The sequence below is a fragment of the Bordetella sp. H567 genome, assembly GCF_001704295.1.
In the GTDB taxonomy this organism is placed as follows: domain Bacteria; phylum Pseudomonadota; class Gammaproteobacteria; order Burkholderiales; family Burkholderiaceae_B; genus Bordetella_C.
Genome location: NZ_CP012334.1, coordinates 4588897 through 4601505, shown reverse-complemented (window position 1 = coordinate 4601505; position 12609 = coordinate 4588897). Strand labels below are relative to the sequence as shown.

The window sequence follows — 12609 nt, the reverse complement described above, 5'->3', positions numbered from 1 at the left end:
GACGTCGCGACGCCGCCAGGGCGCCGCGGCACTCCCCGGCGCTTCCCAACGAGGTCCGATGTTCTCGTACATCCTGCGCCGACTGCTCGCCACGCTGCCGGTCATGCTGTTCGTCGCGCTATTCGTCTTCGCGCTGCTGGACCTGGCGCCGGGCGATCCCGCCGCGCTGCTGGCGGGCGAGGACGCCACGGCACAGGACATTGCGCGCATCCGGGCCACCTTGGGCCTGGACCAGCCCTTCCTGCTTCGCTTCGGGCACTGGATATGGGCGGTGCTGCACGGCGACCTGGGTACGTCGCTGTTCACCAGCCAGCCCGTCAGCTACATGGTCGGCCAGCGGCTGGCGCCGACCTTCAGCCTGATGATCATGACGCTGATCCTGTCCGTGGCGGTTGCCGTGCCGCTGGGCGCGCTGGCGGCATGGCGGCACAACGCCTGGCAGGACCGCGGCATCATGCTGAGCGCGGTGCTGGGGTTTTCCATCCCTTCCTTCGTGGTGGGCTACCTGCTGGCCTGGGTGCTGGGACTGCAGCTGCGCTGGTTTCCGGTGCAGGGCTACGTGCCGCTGGCGCGCGGCCTGTGGCCGTCGCTGTACACGCTGGTGCTGCCCGCGCTGGCGCTGGGCAGTGTGTATATCGCGCTGATCACGCGCATCACCCGCGCGACGCTGCTGGAGACGCTGTCGCAGGATTATGTGCGCACCGCGCGCGCGAAAGGCGTGCACGATCGCAGCCTGTTGTTCCGCCATGCACTGAAGAATGCCGCCGTACCCATCCTGACCGTGATCGGCAGCGGCGTGGCGCTGTTGATCAGCGGCACCGTGATCACCGAAACCGTGTTCTCCATACCGGGGCTCGGGCGCCTGACGGTGGACGCCATCCTGCGCCGGGACTATCCGGTGATCCAGGGGGTGATCCTGCTGTTCAGCTTCATGTATGTGCTGATCAACCTGGCGGTGGACTTGCTCTATCGCGTCTTCGATCCAAGGATCAAATACTGATGCGCGCGTTCTTCAAGATGATGCGCGAGCATCCCACCATCGCCATGGGTGGGGTGCTTCTGCTGCTGTTGGCGCTGGTGGCGGTGTGCGCGCCGTGGCTGCATACCGTGGACCCGACGGCGCTGTCCCCGATCAACCGGACGCGGCCGCCCAGCGAGCGCTTCTGGTTCGGTACCGATCTGCTTGGGCGCGACGTCTATTCGCGCGTCATCTACGGCGCGCGCGTATCGCTGATCGTGGGCTTCACGGTGGCCATCCTCTCGACGGTCGCCGGCGTGGCGATCGGCCTCGCGGCGGGCTTCGTGCGCTGGATCGATGCCGTCGCCATGCGCATCATGGACGGTTTCATGTCCATCCCGACCATCCTGCTGGCCATCGCGCTGATCTCGTTGAGCCGCGCGTCCCTGCACAACGTGATCTTCGCCATCACGCTGGCGGAAATCCCGCGCGTGGTTCGCCTGGTGCGCGGCGTGGTGCTGTCGCTGCGCGAACAGCCCTATGTGGAATCCGCCGTGGCCGCGGGCGCCAGCCGGCTGCGCGTGGTGCTGCGCCACATCCTGCCCAACACCATCGGGCCGCTGACCGTGCAGGCCACCTATATCTGCGGCGTCGCCATCCTGGCGGAGGCGGGACTGTCCTTCATCGGCGCCGGCGTGCCGCCGGCCACGCCATCGTGGGGCAACATCATGGCCGAAGGCCGCGCGCTGTGGCAGATCAAGCCTTACCTGATCGCCTTTCCGGCGGTCTTCCTGTCGATCACGATATTGGCCGTCAATATGCTGGGCGACGGCCTGCGCGACGCCATCGATCCGCGCATGGCGAAAAGGATCTGACCATGGCCAGCACACCCGATTCCGGCGCCCCGGATGCCGCCGTTCCCCAGGATGCGGTGCGGCCGGACGCAGGCGGCCGCGCCCCCGGCGTCCGACACGCGCCCACCGGCCGCCGCGTCCTGGATGTTGCCGATCTGACGGTCGCCTTCGGCGCGGGGCCGCAGGCCACCGTGGCGGTGCGCGAGGTCAGCCTGCACGTGGACCGCGGCGAAACGCTGGCCATCGTGGGCGAGTCCGGTTCAGGCAAGTCGGTGACCTCGCTGGCCATCATGCGACTGGTCGAATTCGGCGGCGGCCGCATCGTGCAGGGCACGATGACTTTCCATCGGCCCGACGGCAGGACGGTCGATCTGGCCAAGGCCGGCCACGAAGCGATGCGCGCGATGCGCGGCGCCGATCTAGGCATGGTGTTCCAGGAGCCGATGACCTCGCTCAATCCGGTCATGTCCATCGGCGCGCAGATCGTCGAGGCGATACGCCTGCACCAGCCCGGCGACGCCCGCACCGCCGAAGCCGAAGCGCGCCGCATCCTGGACCGCGTGCGCATTCCGGACGCCGCCGCGGTCATGCGCCGGTACCCGCATGAGTTGTCGGGCGGCATGCGCCAGCGCGTGATGATCGCCATGGCGCTGTCCTGCAAGCCGGCGCTGCTGATCGCCGACGAGCCGACCACCGCGCTGGACGTCACCATCCAGGCCCAGATCCTGCAACTGATACGCGAGCTGCAGCGCGACATGGATATGGCGGTGATCTTCATCACCCACGATATGGGAGTCGTCGCGGAAGTCGCCGACCGTGTGATGGTGATGCGGCGCGGGTGCGCCATTGAAACCAACAGCGTGGTGGGGCTGTTCGCGCATCCGCGCGAGACCTATACCCGCGCGCTGATGGCGGCGGCGCCCAAGCTGGGCGCCATGCGCGGCACGGCGGAACCGGCGCGCTTCGATCTGGTGGAGCCCGAGCCGGCGCAGGCATCCTCGCCGGCGCCGTCGTCCGGGGCATCGTCATGCGCACCGCCGTCGCCCACGGCATCGCGGGCGGCGGCACGGTCGTCCATGCCGACGACAGCGCAACCGGCGGCATGGTCTTCCCCGCCGCCGGTTCGGGCGGACGCCGCGAATACAAGCCCGCCCGGCAAGGTGCCGTCCGGGCACCCCATCCTGCGCGTGCGCGACCTTGTCACGCGCTTCGACGTGCGCGGCGGCATCCTGGCCCGTGTCAAGCAACGCGTGCATGCGGTCGAGAAGGTCAGCTTCGACCTGCACGCCGGCGAAACGCTGTCCCTGGTGGGCGAGTCCGGCTGCGGCAAGACCACCACCGGCCGTTCCATCCTGCAGCTGGCGCGGATGACCTCCGGCACGGTGGAATTCGACGGCCGGGAGGTACGGGCCGACGATCGGGAGTCCTTGCGCGCGCTGCGGCGCGGCATGCAGTTCGTTTTCCAGGATCCCTTCGCGTCGCTGAATCCGCGCATGCGCATCGGCGAGTCCATCAAGGAACCCATGCTGATCCATGGCGTGGCCAGGGGTGCCGAGGCCGATCGCCGCGTGGCCGCGCTGATGGCGCGCGTCGGCCTGGATCCCGCCATGGCGACGCGGTGGCCGCATCAGTTCTCCGGCGGACAGCGCCAGCGTATTTGCATCGCGCGGGCGCTGTCGGTGAACCCGCGCGTGCTGATCGCCGACGAATCGGTGTCCGCGCTGGATGTCTCGATCCAGGCGCAGATCGTCAATCTGCTGATCGACCTGCAACGCGAACTGGGCGTAGCCTATCTGTTCATCTCGCATGACATGGCGGTGGTCGAACGTGTCAGCCATCGCGTCGCGGTGATGTACCTGGGCCAGGTCGTCGAAATCGGTCCGCGCCAGGCCGTGTTCGAGAACCCGCTCCATCCCTACACGCGCAAGCTGATGCAAGCCGTGCCGGTGCCCGATCCGACGCGCCGGCGCGACATCCGGGTCGATAACGCGGAGCTTCCCAGCCCGGTCCGGCCCCTGGGCCATGAACCGCGGATACCGCCGCTGGAGCAGGTCGGGCCGGGTCATTTCGTGGCCCGCCATCAGGTCGGCGGCTTGTATTGAGCGTGCATGCCGCGCCGCGGGTTGGCGCGCCGTAGTGGTTACACCCGCGTCGCGGGCAAGCGGGCCGTGGACTTTCCTGGCGCGCCATCCGGCGGCCGGCCTAGTCGGCCTTGTATTGGGTCATTCCTCTCGAACCGGAGCAGAACATGGACCGTAGGCAATTCCTGATCACCACTTCCGCCAGCGCGGCGACCCTGGCGCTGCCGGGCTATCTGCGGGCCGCGCCGCGCGTCGAGTTCCGCTGGATTCCGCAAACCGACCTGACGTTGCTGGACCCCACCTTTACCACCGCCACGATCACGCAGAATCACGCGCAGATGGTGTTCGATACGCTCTATGGGATGGACAACGACTACCAGCCGCATCCGCAGATGGCGTCCGGCCATGAAATGGATGCCGACGGCCTGCGCTGGGTGATCACGCTGCGGGACCAGCTGGTATTTCATGACGGTTCGCCCGTGCGCGCACAGGATGCGGTCGCCAGCCTGCATCGCTGGGCGCTGCGCGACCTGATGGGCAAATCGTTGATGGCGGCGACCGCCGAGCTGACCGCGGTGAACGACAAGCAGCTGCAGTTCAAGTTGAAGAAGCCCTTTCCCTTGCTGCTGCACGCCCTGGGGCGGCAGACCGGCAGCATGGCGGCCATCATGCCCGAACGCCTGGCCAAGGGCCCGGATGACAAGCCGGTCACCGAGATGATAGGCAGCGGCCCCTTCCGCTTCATGCGCGAGCAGTGGGTATCGGGCTCGCGCGTCGTCTATGAGAAGTTCGCCGGCTATGTGCCGCGCAAGGACAGCTTCCCGCCGCAGTTCAGCGCCGGGCCCAAGATCGCGCATATGGACGAGGTGCGCTGGAGCGTCGTGCCCGACCGGGCCACCGCCATCGCCGCCTTGCAGGCGCATGAAGTGGATGGCGTGGAGGCCGTCGACAACGATTTCCTCGGCGTGCTGAAGGCCGACCCCTCCATCGCCCTGCTCAAGCGCAGCCTGCCCACCGTCGCGATCCTGCGCTTCAATCACCTGCAGCCGCCGTTCAACAACGTGCTGATGCGCCGCGCGGTGCTGGCGTCGATCAACCAGACCGACTACATGACGGCCATCAACGGCACGGAGTTCAAGGAGTACTGGAGCGACCGCATGGGCGTCTTCGTGGAGGGCACGCCCATGGCGACCGAGGCCGGCATGGACAAGTTGACCGGCAAGCGCGACCTGGACAAGGTGCGCGCGCTGATCAAGGCCGCCGGCTACAAGGGCGAGGCCATCGTCCTGATCGACCCGGCCGATTTCCCCGCGTATCACGCCGCCGCGCTGGTCACCGCGGACCTGTTCAAGCGCGTCGGCCTGAACGTCGACGTGCAGACCATGGACTGGGGCACGGCGGTACAGCGCCGCAACAACCAGGATGCGCCGTCCAAGGGCGGCTGGAACGTCGCCTTCACCGGCCTGACCGGCCCCAACAACCTGGACCCGGCCGGGCACCTGGCGCTGCGCGGCAACGGCAAGGCGGCGTGGTGGGGCTGGCCCGACAGCCCCAGGCTGGAACAGCTGCGACAGGATTGGTTCAATGCGCCCGACCTCGCCGCGCAGAAGAAGATCTGCGAGCAGATCCAGCTGCAGGTGATCGAGGACGTGCCCTACATCCCCCTGGGCGCCAGCTACCAGGTCAGCGCCTACGGCGCCGAATGGAAGGATTTCCAGCCGCAGCTGCCGCTGTTCTATACCGCCCACAAGGCCTGAGCCATGGAGACGAACATGAATGCATCCGGTCCCCGCGTTGCCGTGCTGGGCTTGCACCTGGAATCCAATGCCTTTGCCCCGGTGTCGGTGGAAGCCGATTTTCGTGCGCAGTGCTGGGAAGAAGGAGACCGCATCAGCACGCTGGCGCGCCAGGTCAGCCACCTGCCCAGCGAGCTGCCCGGCTTCTACGCGCGCATGGACGAGCTGGGGCCCTGGCAGCCGCTGCCGCTGATCGTGATCGGCGCGCCGCCGGGCGGCCCGGCCAGCGCATCGGTGTGGTCCACCTTCATGCGCGAAACGCGGGAGCGCCTGCAGGCCCTGTTGCCGGTGGATGCGGTGTATGTCGCCAACCATGGCGCATCCTCCGCGGAAACCGAGGACGATACGGAAGCCGCGCTGGCGACGATGCTGCGCGAGATGGTCGGGCCGGACGTGCCCATCATCGCCACGCATGACCTGCATGCCAATGTATCGGCGGCGACCGTCGACGCGCTGGACGCGCTGATCGCGTACCGTACCAATCCCCATGTCGACCAGCGCGAACGCGCCGCGGAAGCCGCCGACCTGCTGCACGAGATGCTGGCCGGCATGAAGACCGCCACGGCGCATATCCGCCTGCCCTTGACTCCGCCGTCGGTCACGCTGGGCACGCGCGAAGGGCCTTACGCCGACCTGATCAAACAGGCCGAGGCGTGCATGACCCCGGCGGGGCAGGGGCCGATCGCCAACGTGTCGGTGGTAGGCGGCTTCGTGTTCGCCGATATCCCGAAATGCGGCCTGACGATCAATGTGACGGCGCGCGGGGACCTGGCCGCGGCGCGGCGCACGGCGCTGGCCCTGGCGCGCGCCGCCTGGAACGACCGCCACCGCTACGAGCCGGACATGATCGCCGTGGACCGCGCCGTGGCCATGGCCCAGGCTTCCTCCGTGCCGCTGCTGTTCGCCGACGTGGCGGACAACCCCGGCGGGGGCGGGCGCGGCAACACGTCCTGGCTGCTTGCGGCGTTCCACCAGGCGCGCGTCCCGGGCACCGTGCTGGGCGTGTTCGTGGACCCGGATCTGGCGGCGCAGGCCCATGCGCTGGGCGAGGGACAGGTCTTCGATGCGGTGTTCAACCGCCAGGAATCGGAATTTTCCAAGCGCTTCGAGGCGCGCGCCAAGGTATTGCGGTTGACCGACGGCGAAGGCGAAGGGCGCCGCGGCGTCATGCGCGGCCGCAAGTTTTCGCTGGGGCCCAGCGCGCTGCTGCAGCTGGAGGATTCCGGCCTGCGCGTCATCGTCGGCAGCCTGCGCCGCCAGCTGGCCGAGCCGCGCATCGTGGAAATGCACGGCATCGATATCGCGACCGTCAAGAACCTGATCGTGAAGAGCCGCGGACACTACCGCGCCGGCTTCGACGAATTCTTCAGCCCCGACCGTATCCACGACGTGGACAGCCCCGGGCTGACGACGCCGAACCTCAAGCGTGTGAATTTCCGGCGCTTGCCGCGGCCGGTCTGGCCCATAGATGCGGACGTGACCTGGCGCGAACCCGACTGGGGGGCCGAAGCCGGATAAGCGCCGTTCGGCGGGGCCCGCGCGCCACCGCCGGTGCCTCGCCAAACCCGCCTTCCGCACCGTGATCGGGCGATTCGGTCCAGCGCCCCCCCGGCCTTATGCGGCCAGTGTCACGTCCCGCACGATGGCCTGCACGATGCGCATGACGCTGGACGGCAGCTCCCGCCCCAGCATGGTCTGGATATGGAAGTGGCGCTGGTGCAGGTCGGTATTGGTCAGCGGCACGGCGACCAGCTCGCCGCGCTGGATCCCGGCCAGCACCGTCAGCCGGCTGCCGAAGATGATGGGCCCGTAGTTGCGGCTGAGATTTTGCAACGCGCCCATGTTGTTGCTGGTCATCACGACATTCAGCTCGATGTCCTCGTGCATGCAGCACAGGTCGACGATGAAGCGGATGGTGCTGCCGTGCCCCATCAAGGCGACCGGATAATCGGCGATCTCCTGCATGGACAGGAAGGCCCGCGTAGCCAACGGATGATGCGGCGGCATCACGGCGCACACCGGCAGGATGCCCACGTGCTGGATCTGCACGCCTTCCGGCGCCGACAGGCTGTAGCTGACGCCGATGTCATCCTTGCCCTCGCGCACGCGGCGGTTGATCTCTTCCGACTGCAGGATGTTCAGCTGGAAATGCACGCTGGGTTCCGTCTTGCGGAACTCGCCGATCAGGCGCGGCAGCAGTTCGCGGCCGAAGGCCTGGTTGGCCGAGATCTTCACCATGCGCTGGCCGAGCCGGCTCAGGTCGCGCACGTCCGACCGCGCCCGCTCCGCGTCCAGATGCGCGCGCCGCGCATAGGCGGCCATCAGCTGGCCGGATTCGGTCAACACCATGCCCCTGGCATGGCGGTCGAACAGCACGGTGCCGTATTCGTCCTCCAGCTTGCGGATCATGCGGCTGACCGCCGAAGGCGCCACGTGCAGGGAGTGGGCGGCGATCGTCAGCGATCCATTGTTGACCACTTCCAGGAAGTATTTCAGTGCGGTATTGAGCATGGGGCGAGGGCGGGCTTGCGTCACGGCGGCGCCAGCCACTATGGCGCAAAAGCCCCGCCCCCGCCATCGGGCGCATCCCCAGGATCGTTCGCGCGTACGTCACCCATGCGATACGTCCTTGACGATGAGGGCCATTTGTCGGCATGGCGTGCGCCAGCGTGGGCTTTTACGCGGACCCTTCGGCCGCGCGCGCCACCAGCCATTCCCGGAAGCAGGCGATTTTCGGTTCGTCCGCGCGGCTTTGCGGGCAGACCAGGTGATAGCCGCGTGGACGGCGCAGCACCAGGGGGTGGGGCGCGACCAGGCGGCCCTGGCCCAGGTCTTTTTCCAGGTAGCGCAACTGCCCCAGCGCCACGCCCAGGCCTTCGGTGGCGCATTGGTAGATGATGCTGAGATCCTCGTAGTACATGTCGCCCACCGCCAAGCCGCGATGGGCGCCTGCCAGCCGTATCCAGTCGGGCCAGTGCTGCGGCCGGCGGTTGGAATGCAGCAGCGGCAGTTCCAGCAAGGCCTCGGTCGTACAGGGGCGCGGCAGCCGGGCCGCCAGTTCCGGCGCCATGACCGGCGTCAAGGCATCGCTGAACAGCAGGTCGTTGCGCAGCCCTTCCCACGGCCCGTCGCCGTAGATGATGCCCATGTCGGCGTTCTCGCGCTTGAAGTCCACGCCCTCGACGCTGGCGGTGAGCTTGATGTTGATGTCCGGATGCGCGGCCTGGAAGGCGGGGATCAGGGGAATCAGCCAGCGCACGAACAGCGTGGTGTGCCCGCGCACCGTCAGCACCTGCTTGGCGCCCGCGGAAACGAGCTCGCGCGTCGCGCTGGATATCTGGGCGAACGCATGGGACAAGGACGCGGCATAGCTTTCGCCGCCGCGCGTCAGGCGCAGGCGCCGCCCGCCGCGTTCGAGCAGCGGAAAACCCAGCCAGGTTTCGAGCGTCTTGATCTGGTGGCTGACCGCGCCCTGGGTGATGTGCAACTCCTGCGCGGCGGCGGTGAAGCTGAGATGGCGGGCTACGCTCTCGAAGACACGCAAGGGGTTCAGCGGGGGCAGTTGCGGATTCATGTCTCGATAGTATTAGTTTTATTCATCGCCCATTGAGAATTTCTCGATGGCGCGAACGGCAAGGCATGCCTAACATCGGCGGATTCACCGTCTTCCTTTTCCAGCTACGGAGGGCGGCGACCACGACGACAAACCCGCGACGTATTAGTTTTACTACGTTCGGACAGGAGACTGCGCATGAACGCCCGCTACAGCACTGACTTTCCCTCGCTGAAGAACGAGGTGGACCCCGCGGAATGGCAGGTTCGCAAGGACCTGGCCGCCTGCTACCGGTTGATGGATCGCTACGGCATGACCGACATGATCTACAACCACATCACCGCGCAGATCCCCGGCAAGAAGGACCACCTGCTGATCAACCTGTATGGATTGCTCTACAAGGAGATCACGGCGTCGAACCTGGTGGAAATCGACCTGGACGGCAATGTGGTGCGCAAGCCGGACACGGACTACGGCATCAACAAGTCCGGCTATGTGATCCACGGCTGCATCCATCGGGCGCGGCCCGACGTGCATTGCGTCATCCATACGCACACCCGCGCCGGCATGGCGATATCGGCCATGCGCTGCGGCCTGCTGCCGATCACGCAGACGTCCTCGCGCTTTCATGGCCATATCGGCTATCACGACTTCGAAGGGCCCGCGGTGGACCTGGCCGAGCAGGAGCGCCTGGTGCGCGACCTGGGGCCGCACAACGCCATGATCCTGCGCAACCACGGGCTGCTGGTGTGCGGCGCCTCCGTGCCGCAGGCGCTGAACCTGATGTACCAGCTTGAAATGGCCTGCCGCGCGCAGGTGGACGCGATGGCCGGCGGCCTGGAAAACGTCGCCGTGCCGGGCAAGGACATCCTGGAGCGCAGCGCCCACCTGTACCAGCCCGGTACGCGCCGCCCGTACGGCGAGCTGGAATGGCACGCCATGCTGCGCCTGCTGGACGCCGAGCCCGGCGGCTATCCGCGCTACGACAGCTGAAGTCCGAACCTGCGGGAGGTTCGATACCCGCGCGGCGCGATGCCGCGCGGGCCACAACATTCTCATACCCGTACTGGAGACAATCATGAAACCCTGGATCAAGGGCGCCGCGGCCTTGGCGCTAGGCCTGGCCTGTGTGGCGCCTTCCGCGCGGGCGGCGGACAACTTCCCGAATAAACCCATACGCATCATCGTGCCGGTGTCGCCCGGCGGCACGGTGGACCTGGTCGCGCGTCTGGTCGCCAAGGGCCTGTCGCAGGACCTGGGCCAATCGGTGCTGGTGGAGAACAAGCCCGGCGCCAGCGGGCTGGTGGGCACGCGCGAAGTGGCGCGCTCCGCGCCGGACGGCTACACGCTGCTGGCCTCGGCCAATACCTTTGTATCGGTGCCCGAATTCGTGCCCGACGCGGGCTACGATCCCATCAAGGATTTCGTGCCGGTGACGCAGACCGCCCAGATTCCCATGGTGCTGGTGGTGCATCCTTCCCTGCCCGAGCGTACGGTCAAGGCGCTGATCGAACGCGCGCGCGCCCATCCCGGCGAACTATCCTTCGGCTCGTCGGGCGTCGGTTCCACGGGCTATATCGCCGCCGAGCTGTTCAGCAAGCAGGCGGGCATCAAGATGCTGGGCGTCTCGTACAAGGGCAACGCGCAGGCCCTGACCGACCTGATCGGCGGACAGGTATCGATGATGTTCGACCAGGTCAGTACGTCGGGGCCGTATGTCTTGAGCGGCAAGCTGAAGGCGATAGGGGTCACGACCACGACGCGTTCCAAGCTGCTGCCCGATGTGCCCACCATCGCCGAGTCGGGCCTGCCCGGGTTCGAGGATGACACCTTCAATGCCATCTTCGCGCCGGCCGGCACGCCCGCGCCCATCGTGGCGCGCCTGCATGACGCGATCGCCAAGGTGCTGAACCAGCCGGCGATCACCGAGCAGTTGGCCAAGCAGGGCGTGGAGGTGAAGATCAGCCCCAAGCCGGAGGATTTTCACGAATACCTGAAGCGGGCGGTGGAAAAATACCGGTCCATCGCCAAGGAAACGGCGCCGTCGCGGTCCTGACCGGCGCCCGCCGTCCCCTCGTCCGCTTCCGCAGTCCCCGCCGTGCGCTGTGCCTTGTGCGACGTGCGGCGTGCGCGGCCATCCCGACGGGGTGGCGCGACGTGATGTATCGTCCCGCTTCGGCCTGCCGACCCTGGAAGCGTGGCGGGCCTGTGTTCGCCCCATCCATCCGGCGAAGCCGCGGGAGACGCCATGGATCTACGCCAACTCGAATACTTCGTCCACGTCGCGGAGCTGGGCAGCTTCACCAAGGCCGCGGCCATCCTGGATGTCGCGCAGCCCGCGCTCAGCCGGCAGGTGCGCCGCCTGGAAATCGAACTGCGCCAGACGCTGCTTTACCGCAATGGCCGCGGCGTCAGTCCCACCGAGGCGGGCAAGCGCCTGCTGGCGCACGGCCGCGGCATTCTCCTGCAGTTCGACCGCGCGCGCCAGGAGGTCGAGGAGGCGCGCGGCTCGCCCGTGGGCCGCATCGTGGTAGGCGTGCCGCATTCCATCGGCCGGCTGCTGACCGCGCCCTTTGTCGCCGAGTTTCGCCGTGCGTTTCCGCGCGCCATGCTGTGCATCACCGAAGGGTTGACCGTCCATCTGCATGAATGGCTGCTGTCCGGCCGTATCGATGTGGCCATCCTGCACGATCCCATCCCGACGCCTGGACTGGAATTCCTGCCGCTCAGCGAAGACCCGCTGTTCCTGATCGAACGCCGCGCGAAGGGCCGCGCGGCGCAGGGGACGTCCATCGCCGTCAAGGCCCTGGCCGATGTCCCGCTGATCATTCCCAGCCGCCCGCATCCCCTGCGCATGCTGGTGGAGACGCGCCTGGCCAGCCAGGGCCGCAAGATTTCCGTCGCGCTGGAAATCGATGCGGTGGGCGCCATCGTGGACCTGGTGACGCAGGGCTACGGCCATGCCATCGTCACGCAGAACGCCTTGCTCATCGCCGCGGATGCGGCCAAACTCAGCGCGCGCCGCATCATTTCGCCGCGCATCACCAGCACCCTGGCGCTGGCCACGTCGTCGGAACGTCCCGAAACCGCCCTGGCCCGCCAGACGGCCGCGCTGATCGCCAGCTTCGTTCCCAAGGCGCTGGCCCAGGCCGCGCGCCGCGCCGGTTCACGCAAGGGCTAGGGCCTGTTAACAAGGCCTGAGGCGCTTCCCGGCCGAAGCAGGCCTGTCCGAAGCGGGACCGGGCGGCACCGGATGTGCGACGGGCATCCGCCAGCAAGGAGGGCCGTTATTCATTCCAGGAATATCAGCTAGATCGGAAATGCCGTTCCGCTCTCGCTGGGACGCGTCTATAGTCACTTTTTAATA

Annotated in this window: 10 protein-coding genes; 8 read left to right on the top strand and 2 right to left on the bottom strand. The window is 67.4% G+C overall.

The genetic code is table 11. From position 1 onward, the window contains the following. Positions 1-58: 58 nt before the first annotated feature. The 5 genes from AKI39_RS20605 (at position 59) to AKI39_RS20585 (ending at position 7207) form a co-directional block, all read left to right on the top strand. On the top strand, positions 59-1000 hold the full coding sequence (locus tag AKI39_RS20605) for an ABC transporter permease (protein WP_066640340.1): 942 nt from the start codon (positions 59-61) through the stop codon (positions 998-1000). Then, on the top strand, positions 1000-1833 hold the full coding sequence (locus AKI39_RS20600) for an ABC transporter permease (RefSeq protein WP_066640338.1): 834 nt from the start codon (positions 1000-1002) through the stop codon (positions 1831-1833). Before AKI39_RS20605 ends, AKI39_RS20600 begins: the two co-directional genes overlap by 1 nt. A 2-nt stretch (positions 1834-1835) precedes the next feature. Next, on the top strand, positions 1836-3914 hold the full coding sequence (locus tag AKI39_RS20595; protein ID WP_083228960.1) for an ABC transporter ATP-binding protein: 2079 nt from the start codon (positions 1836-1838) through the stop codon (positions 3912-3914). A gap of 146 nt (positions 3915-4060) precedes the next feature. Beyond that, positions 4061-5650, top strand: coding sequence for an ABC transporter substrate-binding protein (locus AKI39_RS20590; RefSeq protein ID WP_066640335.1), 1590 nt, complete (start codon positions 4061-4063; stop codon positions 5648-5650). A gap of 15 nt (positions 5651-5665) precedes the next feature. Further along, positions 5666-7207, top strand: coding sequence for a M81 family metallopeptidase (locus AKI39_RS20585; RefSeq protein WP_066640332.1), 1542 nt, complete (start codon positions 5666-5668; stop codon positions 7205-7207). A 96-nt stretch (positions 7208-7303) separates the two neighbouring features. On the opposite strand, the gene AKI39_RS20580 is transcribed toward AKI39_RS20585, so the two are convergent. After that, positions 7304-8200 carry a LysR family transcriptional regulator gene (locus tag AKI39_RS20580; protein ID WP_066640329.1) on the bottom strand — a complete coding sequence of 299 codons (897 nt, stop codon included), beginning with the start codon at positions 8198-8200 and terminating at the stop codon, positions 7304-7306. Between the two features lie 166 nt (positions 8201-8366). After that, entirely contained in the window at positions 8367-9263 is an 897-nt protein-coding gene (gene gcvA, locus AKI39_RS20575) for a transcriptional regulator GcvA (RefSeq protein ID WP_066640325.1), read from the bottom strand. Between the two features lie 177 nt (positions 9264-9440). Between gcvA and AKI39_RS20570 the strand changes: the two genes are divergently transcribed. From AKI39_RS20570 to AKI39_RS20560, 3 genes are all read left to right on the top strand, one after another. Beyond that, the gene (locus AKI39_RS20570; protein ID WP_066640322.1) at positions 9441-10235 is read left to right on the top strand and encodes a class II aldolase/adducin family protein; all 795 of its coding nucleotides are present in this window, start codon (positions 9441-9443) and stop codon (positions 10233-10235) included. Positions 10236-10320: 85 nt separating this feature from the next. Beyond that, positions 10321-11298, top strand: a complete 978-nt coding sequence (locus AKI39_RS20565) for a Bug family tripartite tricarboxylate transporter substrate binding protein (RefSeq protein WP_066640319.1) — start codon at positions 10321-10323, stop codon at positions 11296-11298. A gap of 192 nt (positions 11299-11490) precedes the next feature. Next, positions 11491-12423, top strand: coding sequence for a LysR family transcriptional regulator (locus AKI39_RS20560; protein WP_066640316.1), 933 nt, complete (start codon positions 11491-11493; stop codon positions 12421-12423). Positions 12424-12609: the final 186 nt, after the last annotated feature.

What these genes read in the sequence shown, in the direction of transcription:
- AKI39_RS20605 (WP_066640340.1), top strand. Translation starts at nt 59, where the DNA reads ATGTTCTCGTACATCCTGCGCCGACTGCTCGCCACGCTGCCGGTCATG.
- gcvA (WP_066640325.1), bottom strand. Translation starts at nt 9,263, where the DNA reads ATGAATCCGCAACTGCCCCCGCTGAACCCCTTGCGTGTCTTCGAGAGC.
- AKI39_RS20565 (WP_066640319.1), top strand. Translation starts at nt 10,321, where the DNA reads ATGAAACCCTGGATCAAGGGCGCCGCGGCCTTGGCGCTAGGCCTGGCC.
- AKI39_RS20585 (WP_066640332.1), top strand. Translation starts at nt 5,666, where the DNA reads ATGAATGCATCCGGTCCCCGCGTTGCCGTGCTGGGCTTGCACCTGGAA.
- AKI39_RS20580 (WP_066640329.1), bottom strand. Translation starts at nt 8,200, where the DNA reads ATGCTCAATACCGCACTGAAATACTTCCTGGAAGTGGTCAACAATGGA.
- AKI39_RS20600 (WP_066640338.1), top strand. Translation starts at nt 1,000, where the DNA reads ATGCGCGCGTTCTTCAAGATGATGCGCGAGCATCCCACCATCGCCATG.
- AKI39_RS20595 (WP_083228960.1), top strand. Translation starts at nt 1,836, where the DNA reads ATGGCCAGCACACCCGATTCCGGCGCCCCGGATGCCGCCGTTCCCCAG.
- AKI39_RS20560 (WP_066640316.1), top strand. Translation starts at nt 11,491, where the DNA reads ATGGATCTACGCCAACTCGAATACTTCGTCCACGTCGCGGAGCTGGGC.
- AKI39_RS20590 (WP_066640335.1), top strand. Translation starts at nt 4,061, where the DNA reads ATGGACCGTAGGCAATTCCTGATCACCACTTCCGCCAGCGCGGCGACC.
- AKI39_RS20570 (WP_066640322.1), top strand. Translation starts at nt 9,441, where the DNA reads ATGAACGCCCGCTACAGCACTGACTTTCCCTCGCTGAAGAACGAGGTG.